Origin of the sequence: Yoonia sp. F2084L (assembly GCF_023015625.1) — a bacterium.
GTDB lineage: Bacteria > Pseudomonadota > Alphaproteobacteria > Rhodobacterales > Rhodobacteraceae > Yoonia.
Map to the genome: position 1 here is coordinate 129,632 of NZ_JALKAH010000002.1, position 22,231 is coordinate 151,862.

The 22,231-nt window shown below is 56.4% G+C and carries 24 protein-coding genes; 5 read left to right on the plus strand and 19 right to left on the minus strand.

What is annotated here, in order from left to right; translation table 11 throughout:
- Positions 1 to 82: 82 nt before the first annotated feature.
- The 3 genes from deoD to MWU60_RS06140 all read right to left on the minus strand — a co-directional run bounded on the left by deoD (position 83) and on the right by MWU60_RS06140 (position 3,249).
- Positions 83 to 787: a purine-nucleoside phosphorylase gene (deoD, locus tag MWU60_RS06130; RefSeq protein ID WP_247226318.1), complete on the minus strand. Its 705-nt coding sequence runs from the start codon at positions 785 to 787 to the stop codon at positions 83 to 85.
- A gap of 57 nt (positions 788 to 844) precedes the next feature.
- The gene (locus tag MWU60_RS06135; RefSeq protein WP_247226319.1) at positions 845 to 1,183 is read right to left on the minus strand and encodes an H-NS histone family protein; all 339 of its coding nucleotides are present in this window, start codon (positions 1,181 to 1,183) and stop codon (positions 845 to 847) included.
- Between the two features lie 98 nt (positions 1,184 to 1,281).
- Positions 1,282 to 3,249: a protein meaA gene (locus MWU60_RS06140; RefSeq protein ID WP_247226320.1), complete on the minus strand. Its 1,968-nt coding sequence runs from the start codon at positions 3,247 to 3,249 to the stop codon at positions 1,282 to 1,284.
- A gap of 138 nt (positions 3,250 to 3,387) precedes the next feature.
- On the opposite strand from MWU60_RS06140, the gene MWU60_RS06145 reads away from it, so the two are divergent.
- The 5 genes from MWU60_RS06145 to MWU60_RS06165 all read left to right on the plus strand — a co-directional run bounded on the left by MWU60_RS06145 (position 3,388) and on the right by MWU60_RS06165 (position 8,854).
- On the plus strand, positions 3,388 to 4,785 hold the full coding sequence (locus MWU60_RS06145) for a 1-acyl-sn-glycerol-3-phosphate acyltransferase (protein ID WP_247226323.1): 1,398 nt from the start codon (positions 3,388 to 3,390) through the stop codon (positions 4,783 to 4,785).
- 119 nt (positions 4,786 to 4,904) lie between these two features.
- Positions 4,905 to 6,185: a crotonyl-CoA carboxylase/reductase gene (ccrA, locus tag MWU60_RS06150; protein ID WP_247226328.1), complete on the plus strand. Its 1,281-nt coding sequence runs from the start codon at positions 4,905 to 4,907 to the stop codon at positions 6,183 to 6,185.
- 155 nt (positions 6,186 to 6,340) lie between these two features.
- Positions 6,341 to 6,556, plus strand: coding sequence for a hypothetical protein (locus tag MWU60_RS06155; RefSeq protein WP_247226329.1), 216 nt, complete (start codon positions 6,341 to 6,343; stop codon positions 6,554 to 6,556).
- Between the two features lie 64 nt (positions 6,557 to 6,620).
- Complete coding sequence (locus MWU60_RS06160) at positions 6,621 to 8,147, plus strand: AAA family ATPase (protein ID WP_247226330.1); 1,527 nt, start codon at positions 6,621 to 6,623, stop codon at positions 8,145 to 8,147.
- Entirely contained in the window at positions 8,144 to 8,854 is a 711-nt protein-coding gene (locus MWU60_RS06165) for an SDR family oxidoreductase (RefSeq protein WP_247226331.1), read from the plus strand. Before MWU60_RS06160 ends, MWU60_RS06165 begins: the two co-directional genes overlap by 4 nt.
- Here MWU60_RS06165 and MWU60_RS06170 read toward each other — a convergent pair.
- The 16 genes from MWU60_RS06170 to trpS all read right to left on the minus strand — a co-directional run bounded on the left by MWU60_RS06170 (position 8,851) and on the right by trpS (position 22,181).
- Positions 8,851 to 9,600: a TIGR02186 family protein gene (locus MWU60_RS06170; protein WP_247226332.1), complete on the minus strand. Its 750-nt coding sequence runs from the start codon at positions 9,598 to 9,600 to the stop codon at positions 8,851 to 8,853. The genes MWU60_RS06165 and MWU60_RS06170 overlap by 4 nt on opposite strands.
- Positions 9,597 to 10,517, minus strand: coding sequence for a sulfite exporter TauE/SafE family protein (locus MWU60_RS06175; protein ID WP_247226333.1), 921 nt, complete (start codon positions 10,515 to 10,517; stop codon positions 9,597 to 9,599). Before MWU60_RS06175 ends, MWU60_RS06170 begins: the two co-directional genes overlap by 4 nt.
- A gap of 136 nt (positions 10,518 to 10,653) precedes the next feature.
- Positions 10,654 to 11,460 carry a purine-nucleoside phosphorylase gene (locus tag MWU60_RS06180; protein WP_247226334.1) on the minus strand — a complete coding sequence of 269 codons (807 nt, stop codon included), beginning with the start codon at positions 11,458 to 11,460 and terminating at the stop codon, positions 10,654 to 10,656.
- Positions 11,444 to 12,412 carry an ABC transporter permease gene (locus MWU60_RS06185; protein ID WP_247226335.1) on the minus strand — a complete coding sequence of 323 codons (969 nt, stop codon included), beginning with the start codon at positions 12,410 to 12,412 and terminating at the stop codon, positions 11,444 to 11,446. The genes MWU60_RS06180 and MWU60_RS06185 overlap by 17 nt, the downstream gene beginning before the upstream one ends.
- On the minus strand, positions 12,413 to 12,835 hold the full coding sequence (locus MWU60_RS06190) for a hypothetical protein (protein WP_247226336.1): 423 nt from the start codon (positions 12,833 to 12,835) through the stop codon (positions 12,413 to 12,415). It abuts the gene before it with no gap.
- Positions 12,832 to 13,923 carry an ABC transporter permease gene (locus tag MWU60_RS06195; RefSeq protein WP_247226337.1) on the minus strand — a complete coding sequence of 364 codons (1,092 nt, stop codon included), beginning with the start codon at positions 13,921 to 13,923 and terminating at the stop codon, positions 12,832 to 12,834. The genes MWU60_RS06190 and MWU60_RS06195 overlap by 4 nt, the downstream gene beginning before the upstream one ends.
- The gene (locus MWU60_RS06200) at positions 13,923 to 15,461 is read right to left on the minus strand and encodes an ABC transporter ATP-binding protein (protein ID WP_247226338.1); all 1,539 of its coding nucleotides are present in this window, start codon (positions 15,459 to 15,461) and stop codon (positions 13,923 to 13,925) included. The genes MWU60_RS06195 and MWU60_RS06200 overlap by 1 nt, the downstream gene beginning before the upstream one ends.
- Before the next feature lie 78 nt (positions 15,462 to 15,539).
- Positions 15,540 to 16,535: a BMP family ABC transporter substrate-binding protein gene (locus MWU60_RS06205; protein ID WP_247226339.1), complete on the minus strand. Its 996-nt coding sequence runs from the start codon at positions 16,533 to 16,535 to the stop codon at positions 15,540 to 15,542.
- A gap of 191 nt (positions 16,536 to 16,726) precedes the next feature.
- Positions 16,727 to 17,146, minus strand: a complete 420-nt coding sequence (locus MWU60_RS06210; RefSeq protein WP_247226340.1) for a GNAT family N-acetyltransferase — start codon at positions 17,144 to 17,146, stop codon at positions 16,727 to 16,729.
- Entirely contained in the window at positions 17,143 to 17,721 is a 579-nt protein-coding gene (tsaB, locus tag MWU60_RS06215) for a tRNA (adenosine(37)-N6)-threonylcarbamoyltransferase complex dimerization subunit type 1 TsaB (protein ID WP_247226341.1), read from the minus strand. Before tsaB ends, MWU60_RS06210 begins: the two co-directional genes overlap by 4 nt.
- The gene (locus tag MWU60_RS06220; RefSeq protein WP_247226342.1) at positions 17,711 to 18,274 is read right to left on the minus strand and encodes a NifU family protein; all 564 of its coding nucleotides are present in this window, start codon (positions 18,272 to 18,274) and stop codon (positions 17,711 to 17,713) included. The genes tsaB and MWU60_RS06220 overlap by 11 nt, the downstream gene beginning before the upstream one ends.
- Before the next feature lie 89 nt (positions 18,275 to 18,363).
- Entirely contained in the window at positions 18,364 to 18,978 is a 615-nt protein-coding gene (locus MWU60_RS06225; RefSeq protein ID WP_247226343.1) for a CPBP family intramembrane glutamic endopeptidase, read from the minus strand.
- Positions 18,978 to 19,433 carry a universal stress protein gene (locus MWU60_RS06230; RefSeq protein ID WP_247226344.1) on the minus strand — a complete coding sequence of 152 codons (456 nt, stop codon included), beginning with the start codon at positions 19,431 to 19,433 and terminating at the stop codon, positions 18,978 to 18,980. Before MWU60_RS06230 ends, MWU60_RS06225 begins: the two co-directional genes overlap by 1 nt.
- A gap of 83 nt (positions 19,434 to 19,516) precedes the next feature.
- On the minus strand, positions 19,517 to 20,380 hold the full coding sequence (locus MWU60_RS06235; RefSeq protein ID WP_247226345.1) for a branched-chain amino acid aminotransferase: 864 nt from the start codon (positions 20,378 to 20,380) through the stop codon (positions 19,517 to 19,519).
- A 187-nt stretch (positions 20,381 to 20,567) separates the two neighbouring features.
- Entirely contained in the window at positions 20,568 to 21,062 is a 495-nt protein-coding gene (locus MWU60_RS06240) for a VOC family protein (protein WP_247226346.1), read from the minus strand.
- Positions 21,063 to 21,164: 102 nt separating this feature from the next.
- Positions 21,165 to 22,181 carry a tryptophan--tRNA ligase gene (gene trpS / locus MWU60_RS06245; RefSeq protein ID WP_247226347.1) on the minus strand — a complete coding sequence of 339 codons (1,017 nt, stop codon included), beginning with the start codon at positions 22,179 to 22,181 and terminating at the stop codon, positions 21,165 to 21,167.
- Positions 22,182 to 22,231: the final 50 nt, after the last annotated feature.

Here is a 22,231-nt window from a genome sequence, read left to right on the forward strand (position 1 = left end):
GGACGGGCCCATAGTTATTATTGGCCCATAAATATCCTGGGGGAGGACCGGTACGGGCCGGGGGCAAAGCCCCCTCAGGTCGTCAGCTAAATGCCGCTGCCAAAGCAATCTCAACCATATCGCCAAAAGACCTTTCACGATCTTCCGCAGGCAGTGCTTCATGCGTGATCAGATGATCGCTGACCGTCAGCACCGCCAGGGCCCGCCGCCCGTGTCGCGCGGCAAGGTTGTAGAGTTCGGCCGCTTCCATTTCGACGCCCAGAATACCATGCCGGATCATCTGTTCGTTCAGATCGGGGCGTTCATCATAGAAGACATCTGACGAATAGATGCCGCCCACATGGGTTGGCACGCCTTTCGCCTTGGCCGCATCGTGGGCCGCGGCCAACAGCCCGTAATCGGCACAGGGTGCGAAGTTCAACTCTTTGAATATCCCGCTTGATGGGGTGGAAAGGGTCGAGGCCGTCATCGCCAGGATAACATCCCGGATGCCCACGCTGTCCTGCATGCCACCGCATGATCCAATCCGGATCAACGTTTGCGCATCATAGTCTTTGATCAGCTCATTCGCGTAAATCGACAGTGACGGCATGCCCATGCCGGACCCTTGGATCGTGACAGGGTGACCATTCCATGTGCCGGTGAACCCGAGCATCCCGCGCACTTCGTTGATGCAACGTGCGTTTTGCAGAAACGTCTCTGCCGCCCATTTGGCCCGATAGGGGTCGCCGGGCATCAAAACGGTGGGGGCGATGTCGCCTGTCTTTGCGCCGATATGGATTGTCATGCTGGGCCTCCTGATGTGTCGAGGCCCAGCTTAGGGTCATGCGTCTAAAGGGGAAAGCTAGATTTCCATTGCGTCTGGTGACGTGCCGCCTGCGATCGCCTTTTTGAACCAATCAGGCTGGCGGCCTTTGCCAGTCCAGGTTTGATCGGCGTTTGCGGGGTTCTTGTATTTCGGCGCAGACGCGGTTTTTGGACCGGTCTTTGCTTTGCGGGTTTTGCGCACAGGCGCGTCCGCCGTAATTTCTGCCAACGAAAAGCCATGCGCTGCGGCCGCTTTTTCGGCCGCGGCCAGTGCGGCTTTCTTGTCTTTCTCAGCCAATTTCACCAAAGCTTTTTCAACATTGGCTTTGAGCTTTTCAAGCTCTTTTCGTGTCATTGATTTCAGGTCAGGTTTCATATTTACCACTCCAATTGATAAGCGTGGCAATAGCACCGTCATGCGTGAGGGACACGTCGAAAACGAAATATGCTGTACTTAAGCGTATTTTCTGCCGATTATTCTGCTGCGACAGAGCGCGGGTCGACCAATTCTACGATATCGCCCATGATTTTGTTTAACTCAAAGTCTTTTGGCGTGTAAACGCGGGCCACTCCCATTGCGCGCAATTCATTTGCGTCGTCGTCAGGGATAATGCCGCCTGCAATCACCGGGATGTGGGTGATCCCGGCGGCGTTCAGTCGTTTCATCACGTCACGTACCAAGGGAATATGAGAGCCCGAAAGAATGGATAGGCCGATCACGTGGCAATTGCCATTTTGTGCGGCTGTCACGATTTCTTCTGGTGTGAGGCGGATGCCTTCGTAGTCGATGTCCATACCGCAATCGCGTGCGCGCGCGGCGATCTGTTCAGCCCCATTCGAATGGCCATCGAGCCCCGGTTTACCGACAAGGAACTTCAGGCGGCGACCCAATGCTGCGCTGACCAGATCGACTTGTTCGCGTAACTCTTCGAGGCCTTCAGTTCGGTTCGATGGGTTGCTGCTGACGCCTGTTGGCGCGCGGTACTGCCCAAAGACGCTGCGGATGACGTCAGACCATTCGCCCGTTGTGACGCCAGCGCGCGCGCAAACGATTGAGGGGGGCATGATGTTGCTGCCGTCTTGTGCTGCTGCGCGCAGTGCTGAAAGCGCCTTTGTGACGGCTCCACTGTCGCGGTCGGATTTCCATGCGTTCAGGCGGCGCAATTGGTCAGCCTCCGCTTCTGGGTCCGACACCATGATTGCATCATCGCCAGCGGTCAGCGGTGAGGGTTCGCCCGCTTGCCATTTGTTGACGCCAACGACCGTGGTGTCCCCGCGTTCAATGCCGCCAATGCGCGCTGCATTGCTTTCGACAAGCCGGGATTTCATATAGGCAATTGCGCCGACTGCACCGCCCATTCCATCAATTTGCGCCAATTCGGCGCGGGCGCCGTCTTTAAGCTCATTTACTTTGCGATCAATTGCGGGGTTGCCGTCAAATAGATCGTCGAACTCCAACAAGTCAGTTTCATAGGCCAAGATCTGTTGCATCCGCAGCGACCATTGCTGGTCCCATGGGCGAGGTAGGCCAAGCGCTTCATTCCATGCAGGCAATTGCACGGCGCGGGCGCGGGCATTTTTGGATAGTGTGACAGCGAGCGTTTCCAACAAAATACGATAGACGTTGTTTTCGGGTTGTTGCTCGGTCAGGCCCAGCGAATTGACCTGCACACCATAGCGGAAACGACGGTATTTCGCATCTTCCACGCCATAACGATTTGCGCAGATTTCATCCCATAATTCGACGAAGGCGCGCATTTTACAAAGTTCAGTAACGAAACGGATGCCTGCATTTACGAAGAATGAGATGCGACCAACCATTGCTGGGAAATGCTCTGGCGGGACTTTTCCTTTGAGGTCGTCCAAAACGGCAGTGGCCGTTGCCAATGCGAAGGCGAGCTCTTCCTCGGGCGTCGCCCCGGCCTCTTGCAGATGATAGGAACACACGTTCATCGGGTTCCACTTTGGCAGGTGTTCGCGTGTGTAGGCCGCGACATCGGTGATCATCCGCAGCGACGGCTCTGGCGGGCAGATATAGGTGCCGCGTGAGAGGTATTCCTTGATGATGTCGTTTTGAACAGTGCCTTGCAGCGCGCTGACATCTGCGCCCTGTTCCTCGGCGACCGCGATGTAGAGTGACAGCAACCAAGGTGCTGTCGCGTTGATCGTCATGGACGTGTTCATCTGGTCCAACGGAATATCGTTAAAAAGGGCGCGCATATCGCCTAGATGGCTGATGGGCACGCCGACTTTGCCAACCTCGCCTTTCGCCAGCACGTGATCGCTGTCATAGCCTGTCTGCGTGGGCAGATCGAAAGCAACTGAAAGACCGGTTTGCCCCTTGGCAAGGTTGCCACGATAAAGCGCATTGGATGCCGCCGCAGTCGAGTGACCTGCATATGTCCGAAACAGCCAAGGGCGATCTTTCTGCGGTTGCGACATATGCGGCTCTCCTGAATCAGTCTACGTAATTTAATTTCGCGCAGACCCCGTTTATCGGACATTTTATGGCGCTGTCAATTCGCTGCGTTGCGGCATCATGGGATTTACGTCTGCACCGTTCCCTGTCACCTTCGCGCTATGACGCAAACGATTTCAATGCCGATCTGGGCGTTCGTTCTGATGGTCCTGTTCGCCGCAGTGACCTTTGCGTCGCATTTCCTGTTCCCTTCGGTCCGCTGGTTCTTCCGTAAGCGTGCCGAACGGGTGATCGCGCGGGTGAACGAGCGGCTGCAACGCCCGATCGAGCCGTTCAAGCTGGCGCGTCGCTACGACATGATCCAGCGATTGATCTACGATCCCGAGGTGACGCAAGCCATTGTGGAACATGCGCGCAAAGAAAAGATCCCCGAAAACGTAGCCTTTGAGCAGGCACGTCGCTATGCGCGCGAAATTGTTCCAGGCTTTTCAGCCACGGCTTATTTCAGTGTCGGTATCCGTTTGGCACGCTGGCTGTCGAAGTCGCTTTACAGGATCAAGCTGGGCACCTTTGATCGTAAGCGACTACAAGAGATTGATCCCGATGCAGCCGTTGTTTTTGTGATCAATCATCGCAGCAACATGGATTATGTGCTTGTGACTTACTTGGCGGCAAACGCCGGTGCACTGTCCTATGCGGTCGGTGAATGGGCGCGTGTCTGGCCATTATCGCCGATCATTCGTGCGATGGGAGCCTATTTTATCCGGCGTAAATCGCGTGGCGCTCTCTACCGCAAGGTGCTGGCTCGCTATGTGCAGATGGCGACCCGTGGCGGCGTAAGCCAAGCGGTGTTTCCTGAAGGCGGGTTGAGCCTGAACGGATTGCTTGCCCCACCACGAATGGGGCTGTTGAACTATATCGTTGACGACTTTGACCCGAACGCTCGCGAAGTGATCTTTGTTCCTGTCGCGCTGAACTATGACCGCGTGCTTGAGGATACGATCCTGATTGCCGCCGACAAATCAGGGACCCGCAAATTCAAACCGCCTTTGCTCGCGGTTCTGACGCGTGTGCTGCGTCATGTTGTGTTGCGGGTCACGCGCAGGTTTCGTGGGTTCGGTACGGCATCCGTCAGCTTTGGCGAACCGCTTGAGCTGTCCAAGTATCATGCCCAAGAAAGTCAGGACCTGACCGAAGCGATTGCCACGGAACTGATGAAACGGATTGCCGATGTCACACCGGTGCTGGGTGTGCCGCTGGTGTCACGTCTTATACTGGAGCAAGAACAGACCACTATCGCCGATCTTGAGGCGGGTGTGACCCGTTCCATCGCGTTCCTCAAAGACCGCCGGTTACCTTGTCCGCGTCGCAGTGCCACCGAGGTCGTGCATGATGCGCTTAGCCGGATGGGCGGGCGTGATCTGGTGCACGAATCTGCGCAAGGTGTGACTGTCACGCCCAAGGGTCGCGACATCCTGACCTTCTATGCCAACTCAATTGCGCATCATTTTGATGCAGGTGCAGCAAATTCAGACGATATTTCTGCGGCTGCAGAGTAATTAAATTACAAAAGTAGGCTTGATTGGGTTGCAAAGTTACTTTGTGATCGCGTATTTATGCATCAACGCGACCGATTCTGCGGTGCGGCAACAACGGAACCTGAGTGATGGAGACTGAGATGGCCCTCGACCAAGCTGGATACACGGCACCTGAGAAAGACCTGTATGAAGTGGGCGAAATGCCACCCATGGGCCATGTGCCAGCGCAGATGCACGCATGGACCATTCGCCGCGAACGTCATGGCGAGCCGGACAAGGCGTTCCAGTTGGAAGTTGTCGATGTCGCACAGCCTGACAGCAATGAAGTACTTGTTTTGGTCATGGCCGCTGGCGTGAACTACAATGGTGTCTGGGCGGGCCTTGGTATTCCGATCAGCCCCTTTGATGTGCATAAGGCTGACTTTCACATCGCCGGGTCTGATGCGGCTGGTATCGTTTGGGCCGTTGGTGACAAGGTCAAGCGCTGGAAGGTCGGGGATGAGGTGGTCATCCACTGCAACCAAGATGATGGCGATGATGAGCACTGCAACGGTGGCGATCCGATGTATTCAGAAAGCCAGCGGATTTGGGGTTATGAAACACCTGATGGGTCCTTTGCGCAGTTTACCTGTGTGCAGTCTCAGCAATTGATGCATCGTCCACAGCACCTGACGTGGGAAGAGAGCGCCTGCTATACGCTGACGCTTGCCACAGCCTATCGGATGCTGTTTGGCCACGAGCCACATGATTTGAAGCCCGGTCAGAACGTGCTGGTTTGGGGTGCGTCAGGTGGTCTGGGATCTTACGCGATCCAGTTGATCAATACAGCAGGTGCCAATGCGATCGGTGTGATCAGTGACGAAAGCAAACGCGAGTTTGTCATGTCGCTGGGGGCCAAGGGCGTCATCAACCGCAATGACTTTGACTGCTGGGGGCAGCTGCCCACGGTGAACACGCCTGAATACAACACTTGGCTGAAAGAGGCCCGCAAGTTCGGCAAGGCGATCTGGGAGATCACGGGTAAGGGCGTCAACGTCGATATGGTGTTCGAGCACCCCGGCGAGGCGACGTTCCCTGTGTCTTCATTGGTTTGCAAAAAAGGCGGCATGGTTGTGATCTGTGCTGGCACCACCGGATTTAACTGCACCTTTGATGTGCGGTACATGTGGATGCATCAGAAGCGTTTGCAGGGTAGTCACTTTGCTCACCTTGCCCAAGCCAGCGCCGCCAACAAACTGATGTTGGAACAGCGCCTTGATCCGTGCATGTCGGAGTGCTTTGAGTGGGGCGCTATTCCCGCCGCCCATACCAAGATGCGCCGCAACGAACATAAGCCCGGCAATATGGCTGTTCTGGTGCAGGCACCCAAGATGGGTCTGCGGACTTTTGAGGACACGCTTGAGGCCTCGCGCGACTGTTAAGCTGACCAATTTTCCAAGCTGGGCGCGGCTGGAAACAGCTGCGCCTTTTTTGTTGGCCATCCCATTTTTTTGCAAAAGACACACTTATGCCCAAAAGACAAAATACACCCTAGGGTTGTTAAAGGTTAATTAACGATTTGCGGGGACGGTGACGCATGGGACGAGACTGGATCATTGATGTGCTAGCCGATCTGCGCCAATTTACGCGTGAGAACGATTTGCCTATGCTCACGGCGCAACTTGAAGAGGCGGGGCTTGTTGCTCAGGTCGAAATCGCGTCTTTGACGGAACATGGCGCGCTTACGCCGCGCACTGATGCAGATTGTGGTCTTGGGATCCCAACAAAGCTAAGTATCTCGCGCCGCAGCTAATCAAGGCCGCTATCGTGGTGAATTGCGCTGGCTACGCCTTGGGCGTCTAGATACAGTTGCTGGTATGAACGCACCCACGATTACATTCTCCGAGGATCAGGCTGAGGCTTGGGATAGCGTGACGGTTGCGTTGCGTCAGTCAGGTGTTGATCTGGACGATAGCCTGCTTCAGCCGCCGCAGTCGGATACGACATCTGTGATGGCCGTGATCGGCAAGGCCGGGTCTGGAAAGACCATGCTGCTGGCCAAACTCTATCATGCGTTGGAAGAAGCCGGTGTTGACGTCATTTCCGGCGACTGGGAAGGGCGCAAGCGCAAGGACAGGCGCACCCTGGCGATTTTGGCCCCCACGAATAAAGCGGCGAGTGTTCTTCGCAATCACGGTGTACCTGCGACGACGATCCACCGTATTCTTTACACGCCTGTCTATGATCCCGAGTATGAAAAGGTCGCCGAATGGCTGGCCGGGCAGGGTGACAAGCCCGAGATTGAAGGGCTGACGGATGTGGCGCTTGACCGTGCCTTTGCGTCTTTTCAGGCCAACAAATCAGTGCCTGCCGCTTTGGCTGCTGCGGGTCTGCGGGGCAGCGATTTTATCACAGGCTGGAAACGCCGCGAAGAGGCGCTGGATATCGGTTTTGTCGATGAAAGTTCCATGCTGGATGAAAAGCAGTTTGAGGATCTCAAAGAGATTTTTCCGACGCTGCTTCTCTTCGGTGATCCCGCGCAATTACCGCCGGTGCAATCGTCGGGTGGCATGGTTTTTGAAACATTGCCTGCGCCGCGTGTCCTCACGCTCAGCCGTATTCACCGGCAGGATGCGGGTAACCCGATCCTTGATCTGGCGCATGCGCTTGCTGACCCGCAGTTAGATTTTCACAGCTTTGAACGGATGGTCGAAGAGGCTGCGAAAGAGGATGAACGTGTTGTCATGGCGCAAAGGGTCGAGGCCGATTTGATGGCTCGCTCCCCTTGTCTGGTCTGGCGCAATGCGACCCGTATCCGGCTGATCCATGCGTTTCGCGCCGCCTTTGACGCGCCGAGGGATGAGCTTTTGGCAGGTGAGCCGTTGATTTGTGACGGGATCGAGTTACCGCTGAAGCACCGTAAGAAAAGGCTCGATCTGGAAGCGCGCGGACTGATCAAGGGCGCGCAGGTTGTCTACCTTGGACCGGGCAAGAAACCCGGATTTTCACGCTTGCATGTGATTGGGGCGGAAGACCCGCAAGTCAGTGCCGCCAGCATTGTGAAGATCGAACAAGAAGGCGACGAAGAGCCGTTTATCCCATTTGCCGCGAAGATGGGCGCGACTTTCCTGCATGGTGCTGCGGTCACGATCCATAAAGCGCAAGGGTCGCAATGGGATACGGTGCAGGTCTTTGCGCCAGATATTTATGCCGCGTCCCGGATGGGCCGGGTTGAAGCAGGCCAGCCGCTTTGGAAACGGCTGGCCTATGTTGCGATCACGCGGGCTGAAACCCAGCTACGCTGGGTTGTGCGAAACCGTTTGGCAAGGCCACAAGGTGTGCTGCGTGTTGACGATCTTGAGGTCCCAGCGGCCCCCTTGGAATTGAAGAGCGAAGAGATATGAAATCAATCATCATCACTGGGGCCAGCAGCGGGATTGGACGTGTGACGGCCGCGCATTTCTTGGCGCAAGGCTGGCGGGTCGGTCTGATTGCACGGCGCGAAGATGCTTTGCAGGAAATGGCGCAGGACAATGCTGTCATCATGCCATGCGACGTCACCGATGAGGCGGCGGTCAATGCAGCTTTTGCCGGGTTTGGTCATCTTGATGTCTTGTTCAACAATGCCGGTATGTTCGGCCCGCAGACAACAATTGATCAGATCGCCTTGGATGACTGGAAGCAGGTCGTCGATGTGAACCTGACGGGTATGTTTCTTTGTGCCCGCGCTGCCTTTCGTCAGATGCGTGCGCAGACCCCGCAGGGTGGGCGGATTATCAATAACGGCTCGATCTCGGCCTATACGCCGCGCGAAGGGTCGATCTGCTACACGACGACCAAGCATGGTGTGAGCGGTCTTACCAAGACACTGTCGCTGGATGGGCGCGCTTTTGATATCGCTTGTGGGCAAATTGATATTGGCAACGCCCGCACCGATTTGGTTGTCGGCTTGGAAAAGACCCGCGCGGCGCAGGGGCTGGAGCCGCTACCAAGCATGTCGGTGGAAGACGTGGCCCGATCCGTCTTTCACATGGCAACGCTGCCGCCAGAGGCGAATGTGCAATCCATGATGGTGATGGCAACAAAGATGCCGCATATCGGGCGTGGCTAGCGGCGGAAGACGCTGAATGCAGCCGACGCACCCCAGCCCGCCGCAATCGCGATGGACAGCGACATCAACCCGTAAAGGAACGGGTTTTCATGGGCGAGGTTGTAAAGCCAGCGTTCAAGTCCGACTTTCTTGACTGGGATTGTGGTTGCGTAAAGGTCCACGATTTGACGATCGCGGGTCAGGTAAATCTCAACCTTGTAGTCACCCTCGGTCAGGTTAGCGGGCAAAGGGATCAGCGTGCGGAACAGGGATTCTTCCTCAACCCAGACGCCTTCTGGCAAGGTCTGATACAGGCCCTGTCCAGCGCGGATGCGGATCAGTGCCTGGGTGAACCTTTCGGCCCCCGACACGGTTGCCCCGACCGAGCGGATAGCCCTGCTTGTGCTGATACGCGTATTCAGGTCCTCGGTCGCGGTCAGGATTTCATTCAGGGGTCTGTTTGTTGCGACAGCATAGAACGTCGGCGCAACATCCACTTCCACAGATTCGGTGTTCACCCAAATCCCAAAACGGCGGTCTTTCTTGCGCACAGTCACAGGTTCGTCCGGGCCTGCGACCGTCACGATCACGCCCAAATCCCCATCGGCTTGGATCGGGGCTTCGCGTTTGATCGCGCCAAAGATCAGGATTTCAGACCCTTCAAACGTAGCGGTGATTGCGACCTCATCCCGGCTGAGGCCAAGCACGATTTCCTCGGCTTTTGCTGGCAAGGCCAGCATGAGAAAGAGAGCAACAAAGCGGATCATGAGTGCCCCCCGGTGCCCAGAGAAAAGAGCTCGGACGGCATCACCAGAAGGTCGAACGCCAGTTTGCCACAGACGGCCAACACCATGATAGCCAACCAGATGCGCAGTTGCTCGGCTTTCATGCGCACGCCGATGCGCGTGCCGATTTGTGCGCCGATAACGCCGCCGACAAGCAGCAGCACGGCCAGTACGACATCGACGGTAAAGTTTGTTGTCGCGTGCAGCATCGTCGTAAAGGCGGTGACAAAAATGATCTGGAACAGAGACGTGCCGACAACCACTTTCGTGGGCATGCCCAAGAGGTAGATCATCGCAGGCACCATGATAAAGCCGCCACCGACACCCATGATTGCTGCCAAAACACCAACAAGAACGCCGACTAAAAGTGGCGGAATGACCGAGATATAAAGACCCGACACCCGGAATTTCATTTTGAACGGAAGGTTGTGGACCCAGTTATGTTTGCGCCGCGTTGGAGGAGCGCCACCCGGTCGGGAGGATTTGCGGATCGCGTTCAGGCTTTCGATAAACATCAAAGAGCCGATCATCCCAAGGAAAACCACATAGCAAAGCTGGACCAGCAATTCGACCTGACCAAGCGCCTTGAGATAGTTAAACAGGATAATACCAAGGCCAGAGCCGATCAGGCCCCCGATAAGCAGCACCGTTCCCATTTTGAGGTCAACGGTCTTTCGCTTCAAATGCGCGAGTACGCCAGAAAAGGACGAAGCAACAATTTGGTTGGCTTCAGTGGCAACCGCAACAGCGGGAGGGATGCCGATGAAGAACAAAAGCGGCGTCATCAAAAAGCCGCCTCCGACCCCAAACATGCCCGACAAAACGCCCACAATTCCACCAAGCCCCAATAAAAGGAAGATGTTCACCGAAATTTCGGCGATAGGGAGGTAAATCTGCATGAACTAAATCCGGGCGCTTGTGCCACTTTGTAGCACCAAAAACCTAATCATGCGTTGTGTCAAATGATGTCAGGGGAATAATGATGCAAACGCAGCATTTCCGCCACGTGGACATACCGGTGCAGACAGATTGGACCTACGAAAGGGCGCGGAGATAGCCTCGCAAAACTTTCTCAAGCTTGGCGGCACCGATGGGGGCCATCGCTTTGGTGTGTTCATGGCTGATTGCTTCGTCGCTCATGCCCGCCGCCATGTTCGTGATGGTGGAAATGGCCGCAGCTTTCAGCCCAAGAAAGCGCGCGAGGATCACCTCTGGAACTGTCGACATGCCGACAGCATCGGCGCCCAACATCTTGATCGCGCGAATTTCAGCGGGCGTTTCAAAAGACGGCCCCGAATACCAAGCATAGATACCATCAGCCATGTCGACCTGAGCGGCTTCAGCAGCCTTGTGCAAGTCGGCTCTGATCTGCGGATCATAGGCGTCTTTCATCGGGACGAAGCGTGCATCCGTAGGCTCGCCGATAAGCGGGTTAAGACCAGAGAAGTTGATGTGATCAGACAGGCACATGATCGAACCCGTCGGCATATCAGGCTGCATAGAGCCCGCTGCATTGGTCGCGATCATGGTGTCAGCGCCCAGTTCTTTCAACACTTCGAGTGGTAGCCGCATCGCATCACCCCGCCCGCTTTCATAGTAGTGCGCGCGCCCGCCAAAAACGGCGACACGCACGCCTTCAAACGCACCGACGACGATGTTGGGGTTGTGGCCGGACACGCCTGCATGTGGAAATCCGGGGAGGTCTGCGTAGGGGATGGCTATGCCGTCCACTTCATTTGCGATGTGCCCAAGGCCAGAGCCAAGGATCAGGCCAATGCGCACAGGCGCATCGCCCGCGATACCTTTGATCTGTTTGGCGAGGTCTTTAGCGTTCTTTGACATAAGGTTCGCCCCCGGCGCGTGGCGGGATCGCCTTGCCAACGAAACCGGCGAGGATCACGACGGTCAAGATATAGGGCAATACGTCAAGAAACTGTCCGTTCACTTGGAAGCCGACCACGTTTTCAATCACGTCAGGGCGCAAGGACATCGCTTGCAGGAAGCCGAACAGCAGGCAGGCGTAAAGCGCGTACCATGGACGCCACTTGGCAAAGATCAGCGCGGCAAGCGCGATAAATCCACGACCGGCGCTCATGTCTTTGACAAAACCGGCCTGTAGGGCAGTCGCAAGATATGCACCGGCGATGCCGCAAAGGATGCCGCAGATACCGACCGCCGCAAAGCGCAGCCAGATGACCGAAACGCCCGCAGTATCAACCGCAGCTGGATTTTCACCTACCGCACGCAGGCGCAAGCCAAAACGGGTGCGGAATAGTATCCACCATGTAAGGGGCACCATCAGCAGTGCGACATAGACCAATATCGTATGGCCAGAAATAAGCTCGTAATAGATTGGCCCAAGGATGGGAACATTTTGCAAAGCTTCCGCAAAGGGCAGGTCAATCGGGTTGAACCGCGCATCGCCTGTCAGCTGCGGCGTGCGTCCACCTTGCCGGAACCAGCTTTGCGCAATGACAACCGTTAGACCAGCGGCCAGAAAGTTGATCGCGACCCCGGAGATCAGTTGATTTCCTCGGAACGTGATCGAAGCCAGACCGTGAACCACGGACAGCATCATGGAGGCGCCAATGCCTGCAAAAAGCCCCAGCCATACGCTGCCAGAAACGGCAGCGATGGCGGCTGATAGGAAAGCTGCTGCCAGCATCTTGCCCTCTAGCCCGATATCAAAGATACCGGCCCGCTCGGAAAACAGACCTGCAAGGCAGGCCAGAAGAAGCGGGGTTGCCAGACGCAAAGTTGCGTCCAGCATTTGCAAGAGGGTCGCAAAGTCCATTTACGCTGCTTTCTCCATCAGGAATGGGAAGAGGCTGAAGAAGCGATCAGCGACCTCCGGGTTCTTGCGTAAGTAGGATTCAGCCTCTGCTTGCGTGATATCGACCGCCTGGGTCTTGTCACGCCGCAAAAAGAACTGAAGTCCTAACATCGCGTCGAACCGCTCGTCGGTAATGAACGGGTCATGTGGGACGCGCGGCATGACGCTTTCATTGGGCATCAAAACGCTTGTAGGTTTCTGAAGCGACAGTAGTGCAACCAGATGTGGTGGCACTTCGCTTGCGGGTGTGCGGTCGATCACATGGTGAACCCACTGGTGGAGTTCCTCCATCGTAATCATCCCAAGTGCAAGACAACTGAGCACAAAGCCCAGATCTGCACCGGTGTCGTCTTCGACACCTATTTTAAAAGGTCCTGCCTTCATTGTTTTGCTCTCCTCATTGATAGGAATAGCCGCTCGAGCGGCATGCGCACCATATTGTCCAGTGCGCCCGTAAAGAGGATCACCAATGCCTGTATTACGATGATCAACTCACGGGGGATCGACGTCCATAGGGCGAGTTCTGCGCCGCCTTGATATAGAAAGCCGAAAAGAAGGGCCGCCAGTAACACCCCGAAAGGATGGCTGCGCCCCATCAGTGCGACGGCGATGCCAATAAAGCCCGCCCCCTCCACTGCGTTCAGGACCAGCCGTTCGGCCTCGCCCTGTACGTTGTTGATGGCCATCATGCCGGCAAGAGCGCCTGAGATAAGCATGGCAACCATAATAATTTTGGTCGGGCTGATGCCCGCATATTTCGCGGCTGTTTCGGAGTGACCGAAAGACCGGATTTCATAACCCAGCCGCGTTTTCCAGATCAGCGCCCAAAGGGCGACACATGCGGCCAACGCGACAAAGAAGGTGATGTTTGCAGGGGCGCCACGAAAAAACGTGGTTTCGCCGAAGTTGAACATATCTTGGAAGGACGGCAGGTGGGTCGCCTCGGGGAATTTGGGTGTGGCAGGTTCCATGCCGGGGGCCTTCAGCGCGCCAATCAGGAAATAGTTCAGAACAGCGGCCGCGATAAAGTTGAACATGATCGTCGTGATCACGATGTGGCTACCGCGCTTGGCTTGTAGGAATGCGGGGATCGCGGCCCATGCCGCACCAAAGATTGCAGCACCAATCGTGGCACCAAGCAATGCGAGCGACCAATGCGGCCACGGGATAAAGAGACAAATGATCGCAACGCCGAGGCCGCCGATCAGCGCTTGACCTTCGCCGCCGATGTTGAACATCCGGGCGTGGAACGCGATGGATACGGCAAGTCCGGTGAAGATGAAATTGGTTGCGTAATAGAGTGTGTAACCCCAGCCGTAGGTTGAACCGAGCGCGCCATCGACCATCAGTTTGAGCGCTTCCCAAGGGTTTTCACCGATGGCAAGGATGACCAATGCTGACAGGATCGCGGCCAAAAGGATCGAGATCAAAGGGATCAAGATCACATCAGCCCACTTCGGCATGACGTCCATTACGCTGCTTCTCCGCTCATTCCTGCCATCAGCAGTCCGAGTTCTTTTTCATCTGTTTCTTGAGGCATTCGCTCGCCCATTATTTTTCCGTCGAACATAACGGCAATGCGGTCTGAGAGCGACAAAATCTCTTCCAACTCGACTGAAACCAGCAAAATTGCTTTGCCCTGATCCCTAAGTGCAACAATCTGCTGGTGGATGAATTCGATCGCGCCGATGTCCACGCCGCGTGTGGGTTGGCCGATCAGCAGTAGATCAGGGTTCTGCTCAATCTCGCGGGCGAGCACGATTTTCTGCTGGTTACCGCCGGAAAAGCTCTTGGCTTCAAGGTTTGGATCAGGGGGGCGCACATCAAAACGCGCCATCTTTTCTTCGGTATCTTTGTAGATGGCCGCATTGTTCATAAACAGTTTTGAGCGTTGGTATTCGGCATCATGGTGATAGCCGAAGGCAGTGTTTTCCCATGCGTGAAAGTCCATGATCAGACCTTCGCGTTGGCGGTCCTCTGGCACATGGCTGATCCCGCGTGCCCGCCTGCTTTGCCCGTCAGATTTGGCACCGGTTAGGTCGATCTCTTCGCCGTTCACCAAGATCGTGCCCGTGCCCTTTTCATAGCCACCCAACACTTCAAGCAATTCAGACTGCCCGTTGCCTGCTACACCAGCAATCCCAAGGATTTCGCCCGCATGCACATCAAAGCTGACGCCTTTGACGCGGTGTACGCCTTTGTCGTCGGTGACGTTGAGGTCTTTGACCTCAAGAATTTTGCGCCCAATCTGTGCTGGCGCTTTATCGACGCGCAGCAGCACTTTGCGGCCAACCATCAGTTCAGCCAGTTCTGGCGGGCTTGTCTCGGACGTCTTGACTGTCGCGGTCATCTCGCCCCGGCGCATGACGCTGACGGTATCTGTGATTTCCATGATCTCGCGCAGTTTATGCGTGATCAAGATGATTGTTTTACCTTCGCGCTTGAGGTTTTCAAGGATGCGAAACAGGTGATCGGCCTCGGCCGGGGTAAGCACGCCGGTGGGTTCATCAAGGATCAGGATGTCAGCCTTGCGATAGAGTGCCTTGAGGATTTCGACGCGCTGCTGCATGCCGACCCCGACTTCTTCGATCAGGGCGTCAGGATCGACATTCAGTTCGTATTCTTCGGCGAGGCTCTTCAGTTCGCGCCGAGCGCGGGCAAGCGAAGGGCGCAAGAGCCCGCTGTCCTCGGCACCAAGAACGACGTTCTCCAGCACCGTGAAGTTTTCAACCAGTTTGAAGTGTTGGAACACCATTCCGATGCCTGCAGCGATGGCCGCTTGACTGTCAGGAATTGCAGTTTTCTGACCAGAGATGAAGATTTCGCCCGCGTCAGCCTTATAGAACCCATATAAAATCGACATTAGGGTCGATTTACCTGCGCCGTTCTCTCCGATGATCCCGTGGATTGTGCCGGGCATGACGCGGATGGAGATATCTTTGTTTGCCTGAACAGGGCCAAAGGATTTGGAAATACCTTTGAGTTCAATGGCGGGGGCTGCGTCGGTCATCGTGACACCTGTTCTTTGGAATGCAAAAGGCCGCGCGGATTTCTCAGCGCGGCCTTGTGTTATGGCCTGAATGTCAACTTAGAAGTCGAGCGCAGGGCAGCTTTCGTCGGAGGTGTAGTCATGGACCGATAGCTCGCCTGATGCCATGTCGGCTGCGGCACCATAGGTGGCTTCCAGCATTTCGTAGGACACGATTGGCTCATTGTTGGCATCCATCGCGAAGCCTACACCACGGTTTGCAACGCTCATTACGTTAAAGCCGGTTTCGAGATCTTCGCCAGCCATCATCGCATCATAAACCGCGTTATCAACGCGCTTCATCATGGATGTCAGAACCTGACCCGGGTGCAGGTAGTTCTGGTTCGCGTCCACACCGATAGAGAAGATGTCTTCGTCCGCAGCGGTCTGTAGAACGCCAACACCTGTGCCGCCAGCAGCCGCAAAGACAACATCCGAACCTTGGCTGATCTGCGCCAGTGTCAGCTCGGAACCCTTAACCGGGTCGTTCCAAGCGGCAGGTGTTGTACCTGTCATGTTTGCAATCACATTGATATCTGCGTTCACCGCTTTTGCACCCTGTGCATAGCCACAGGCGAATTTGCGGATCAGTGGGATATCCATGCCACCAACGAAGGACACCGTGCCCGTCTCGGACGCCATCGCAGCCATCATGCCGACAAGGTATGACCCTTCGTGTTCGTTGAACACCACGGAACGGACGTTGGGCGCGTCAACGACCATGTCGATGATTGCGAACTTGGTGTCTGGATAGTCGGCTGCAACCTCGGCAAGTGGTGTCGCCCATGAAAAGCCTGCCATGACGATCGGGTTTGCACCGGATTCAGCGAAGCGGCGGATCGCCTGCTCGCGCTGCGCATCGGATTGGATTTCAACTTCGGCGTAAGAACCACCGGTTTCCTGTGCCCAACGCTCGGCCCCGTTATAGGCGCTTTCATTGAAGGATTTATCGAACTTGCCGCCAAGATCGAACAGGATGGCAGGATCTGCAGCAGCGGTACCAGCTGTCAAAGCCAGCGCGGCAGATGCGCCAAGGAATTTGTGCATAAGTGTCATTGTTATTTCTCCCAGGTCGTTACGCGAGGTTTTTCGCGGGTGCCACGCACCCCCTCATTTGAAAGTCGAGCCGATCTATCGTCGGTCATCACATGATAAGGCCTTGCCTTGCAGGGAAGATCAACTGCTTTTTAAGGATTCAGGCGGGTGGGGTCCCCGAAAACGAGAGTTATCAACAGGCTGACGCAAAGTCAGGTTATGGTCAGCGCTTTGCGCAGCACCAAAGCGGCGACGGGTGCACCATCTTTGGGCAGATAGTATCCCGGACGACGGCCCACTTGGGTATAACCGGCAGCGGCGTAAAGCGCTTGCGCTGCCGTGTTGTCTTCGGCGACCTCAAGGAAAATCGCCTCTGCTCCTTCAGCGCGCGCGCGTGTTTCGCCGCTCTGCAATGCTTTGCGCGCACGTCCTTGTCTGCGTTCGTCGGGGTGCGTTGCGAGTGTGAGCACTTCTGCCTCGCCCGCCACGGTGCGGATCAGAATAAAGCTACCAGTATCGCCTTCTGCAAAGGTGCCCGATTGGCCAAGCAAGGTCGCGAATTCCTTCGTGGACCATGCGCGTGTTGCGCTGAAGGCGGCGGCGTGGATGCGCGCGAGGTCTTCGGGGGTCATGGCAGCAGCAACGGTGCCGGGTCACGCGGCGGGGCGGCGTCAGCGCTGCGGATGTAGAGCGGCGTAGGGCGAGTAGTGTCAGCACCCAGTTTGCTTGCCGCGATTTTTGCCGTCGCTGCGATAAGGTCTGCCGCTGCTGTCTGAGGGCCCGCTTCCAGCGGAACCTGCACAGGGTCAGTCGTCATGCCGTCTATATTGAACGTCTGTTGGTAGGATTGCCCCCGCGGCGCGGGAATCGTTGCTGTGAACGGTCGTTCCTGACCCAAGGCGCGGGCTTCGAACCCGTTCACGCCGATGGCGGGTTTGCCCAAACCCAGCGCCAGTCCGCGTGCTGCTGACACTGCGATGCGGATGCCAGTAAAGTTGCCCGGTCCGACGCTGACACCAATGCCATCGAGGTCGCACCAGTTGATGCCTTCGTCATGCAGCATCTTTTCCAGCATGGGCATCAGGTGTTCGGCCTGACCCTTGGCCATCTTATCTACACGGGTGACAATCCGGTCGCCCAACAGCAAAGCGGCGGCGCAATGCGCCGCCGATGTATCAAATGCCAATAGCTTTACTTTAGGCTGCAACCGGTCGTACCTCGACCACCTCGGGAATATAGTGCCGCAACAGGTTCTCGATGCCCATTTTCAAGGTCAGCGTGGACGACGGGCAACCGGCACAAGCGCCTTGCATGTGCAGATAGACGATCCCGCGTTCAAATCCATGGAACGTGATGTCGCCACCGTCTTGAGCCACAGCGGGCCGCACGCGTGTATCCAGCAGTTCTTTGATCTGACCCACAATTTCACCATCTTCGCCGGTATGTTCAGCGTGGCCGCTGACGGGCTTGTGATCTTCCGCCATCACGGATTGGCCGGACTGGTAATGTTCCATAATCGCGCCAAGGATACCCGGTTTGATATGGTCCCATTCGACGTCATCTGCCTTGGTCACAGTGACGAAGTCAATCCCGAAGAACACGCCGGTAATGTTGCCCGTCGCAAAGATACGCTTCGCAAGCGGCGAGCCTTCGGCGGCGTCAATGCTTGGGAAATCGGCGGTGCCGACCTCAAGCACGTTCTGGCCAGGCAGAAACTTGAGCGTTGCGGGGTTTGGTGTTGATTCAGTCTGGATGAACATGGGGCCAACCTTTTTTGTCAGGCTTTAGATATGCGCATGAAGGGCCGCCGAGTCAAGGTTTGGAATGGTTCTAAACTGAAAATCAGCCGTCAAACCAAGTTATGGGCCGCCATTTCGGTGAAGGCAAAGATATTCAGGCCGATGTGGCACAGAATGCTAAACCCGATGCTGCCTGTTTGCATGCGCGCCAACGTCCAAAGTGTCCCAGCAAATGCCGCACCGCCCAACAGTGCGGGAGCGCCGCCAGTCACAACAACCCCGGCGGCAAAAAGCAGGGCGATATGCCAAGCGGTGAACAGAATGATTTGGCCAAACTGCGCAGTCTTTGAGGCATTATCCCGCAGCAGCGTGCCGCGCCAAAAGACTTCCTCCAGCGTACCGTTCATCAGTGCGCCAAGCACCATCACGCCTACAACCCAAAGCGGCAACGGATTGTCCCAAAGTGCAATGCCCGCCGCCCCAGCGACGCCAAGGACCAAAAGCGCATTCAAAGCAATCAGGGGGCGGCTGGGTAAGTCCAGACGAAACTTGGCGCGCTGGAAACCGCCACGCCAGAGGATCAGTGGGACCAAGACGCAAACCCAATAAAAGCCGAGTCCAGCACCATATCCCCAAAAGGGCGGCAGATTGCGCGTGAAAAAGTAAAACACTACCGCCAGCACAGGCATGGCAGCGGCGATGCCCCATGCCGCAGACCGATCCATCAAGTGATCGCTTCAAGCCGTTCTTTTGATAAATCACCCGGCACGATCGTGATCGGTATTGGCAAACTGCCGGATTGACGGCTCAGATGCGTGACAAGCGGGCCGGGGCCTTTGCTGTCATCCCCCGCACCAAGCACCAGAATCCCAACTTCAGGGTCTTCATTGACATGTGCCATGATCTCGACCAGCGGTTCGCCTTCACGGATCACCAGCTCAGGATGAACGTTTTGTTTGTCGCGCATCCATTTTGCAAAGACCTCGTAATGGACTTCGATCCGTTCGCGGGCTTCGGCGCGCATGATTTCACCCACACCGATCCAGTGATTGAACTCATCTGGCGGAATGATGGACAGAATCGTGACACCGCCACCAGTGTGGGCGGCCCGCATCGCCGCAAACCGCATCGCGTTCAGACATTCGCGGCTATCATCCAAAACGACCAAGAACTTACGCATGACGGTCTCCCTCTTCGCTCCAATACTGGAGCATGATCCGGGTGGTGGCAACGACAGATTATGGCGCTTGATAGGTCCAAATCTCAGGCCGAGCTTGCAGCCCAATCCCAATACATATCGCGGACCTGTCGTGTCACGGGTCCGACCTGATACTGGCGGTCTTCGAAGGCCGTAACAGGTGTCACTTTGGACATATTGCCTGATAGAAAGACCTCGTCCGCGCCGCGAAAATCATCAAATGTCAGGACGGTTTCATGCACATGCACCCCGTCTGCTTTGAGATTGGTGATGTGCCGCGCACGGGTGATCCCGGACAGGAACGTCCCGTTCGGGATCGGCGTGAAGACTTCGCCATCCTTGACCATGAACACATTTGCAGTCGCGGTTTCGGCGACATTGCCCATCGCGTCGGCGACAAGCGCATTGCCAAAGCCACGGGCGCGCACCTCGGCCAGCATCCGGGCGTTGTTGGGGTAAAGACAACCAGCCTTGGCGTTGACAACTGCGTCGTCGATGACAGGGCGACGGAACTTGGTCAGACCCAAGGTGGTTGAGGCGGTCACGGGGGCAAAGGGGATTTCCTCAAGACAAATGGCAAAGCCTGTTTCCTCGGGACTGGGTACAATCGCTGTCGGATCGCCATGGATCGCCCAATACATCGGCCGGATATAGACAGCGGCCCCTTTGGGGTAGGGCGCCAACCCCTCTTTCGTGATCGCGATCATGTCTTCGGTGCTGACCGTCGGGGTGATCATCAATGCCTCTGCTGAACGGTTCACGCGGGCGCAGTGCAGGTCCAGATCAGGCATCAGCCCGTTCACGAAGCGTGCGCCATCAAACACCGTGGTCCCCAGCCATGATCCATGATCAGCCGCGCGCATGATAGGCACATTGCCTTCATGCCATGTGCCTTCGAAATACGTGCGGATGTTGGTACCGGTGGCCATTATGCGCCCTCCCTCTTGGGCGAACCCTAGGCGCGGGTCTTGCTAAGGTAAAGTGGGAGCGGCGCCCGATGCCGGGGAACACCGGACGCCAGAGTGAGCCGAGGTGATGCGTGGGACGGGTGAGCACCAAGGCTGGGCTGGCAGAGCGAATCTATGCCGCGCACTTGGATGGTCCCACCTATACGATTCAGTTTTGTGACGGTGAATTGGCAAGGGCGAGCAGCGCTGGCATATCAAGCGGGTCATTGACCATGCGCAGTTCACCCACCTCATTGCGGGGCCAGTCCGCCATTGGTTTGTCGACGTAGAGTTCCACACCGTTGTCGTCCGGATCACGCATATAGACTGCCTCGCTCACGCCGTGGTCGGCGGCACCGTCGAGCGGGATACCTGCGGCCATGACACGCGCAACGACCTGTGCCAGAGCCGATCTATCAGGATACAAGAAAGCAGAGTGGTAAAGCCCTGTATGCCCGGCAGGCGGCGGTGTTGCGCCAAGGCTGTCCCATGTGTTCAGACCGATGTGGTGGTGGTAATCTCCGGCCGCGAGAAAGGCCGCTCTTGCGCCATAGCGCTGCGTTACGGCAAACCCCAAAAGGTCTGAATAGAACGAAATGGCGCGATCCAGATCCGACACGCGTAAATGAATATGGCCGACGCGGGCTGATGCGATCGTAGACATGGGTGGCCTCTCAATGCTTGGTTCACCAGATTTAGGCGATCACATCAGGCGACAGAAGAGCCACTTGCGCATGGCGTCTGTGCGCAGGTCCACACAAGCGTGCTAGCTGCGCAGCAAGCCCACGATATCGTATGTATCCCGCAGAATTGGGTTTGCGATGGCGCGCGCTTTTTCGGCCCCTGCACCCAAGATGCGGTCGATCTCTGCCGGATCAGCCATGAACCGCGCCATTTCGTCCGCGATGGGAGCAAGTTTTGCCACTGCCAGATCGGCCAGCGCTGGTTTGAACGTGCCCCATTGCGCGCCGGAGTATTCGGCAATCACGGCCTCGGGCGTCATGTCATTAAGGGCCGCGTATATTTCGACCAGATTGCGCGCTTCGGGGCGACCGGCAAGGCTTTCCACTGTATCGGGCAGTGGTTCCGGATCGGTTTTTGCCTTGCGGAACTTCTTGGCGATCTTGTCGGCATCATCGGTCATGTTGATGCGTTCCATGTCGCTTTCGCCTGACTTCGACATCTTCTTGGTCCCGTCACGCAGGTTCATGATGCGCATCGCAGGGCCTTCGATGACCGGTTCGGTCAGAGGGAAGAAGTCCGTCTTAAAGTCGTGGTTGAACTTGGCCGCGATATCGCGCGTCAGTTCCACGTGCTGTTTCTGGTCTTCGCCCACAGGCACGTGGGTCGCGTGATAAATCAGGATATCGGCGGCCATGAGAGCGGGGTATGCATAAAGGCCCAGCGACACTTTTTCCGCGTTGCTGCCTGCTTTGTCCTTGAACTGGGTCATGCGGTTCATCCAACCTACACGGGCCACGCAGTTGAAGATCCAACCGAGTTCGGCATGTGCTGCCACTTGGCTTTGATTGAACAAAATGGATTGGCTGGGGTCGAGACCCGCAGCTAGATAACCTGCTGCCACTTCGCGGGTCATGTTGGCCAGCTCTTTGGGGTCCTGCCAGACTGTGATTGCGTGCATATCGACCACGCAATAAACCGTTTCCATCTGACCCTGCATACCAACAAAGCGTTTGATCGCCCCCAGATAGTTGCCCAGCGTCAGCCCGCCGGAGGGTTTGATCCCTGAGAAAACGCGCGGTGTGAAATTTGTCTGGCTCATGGTGCAATGTCCGGGGTGGATTTCGGGGCAGGGCTCGCATACCCATGTCC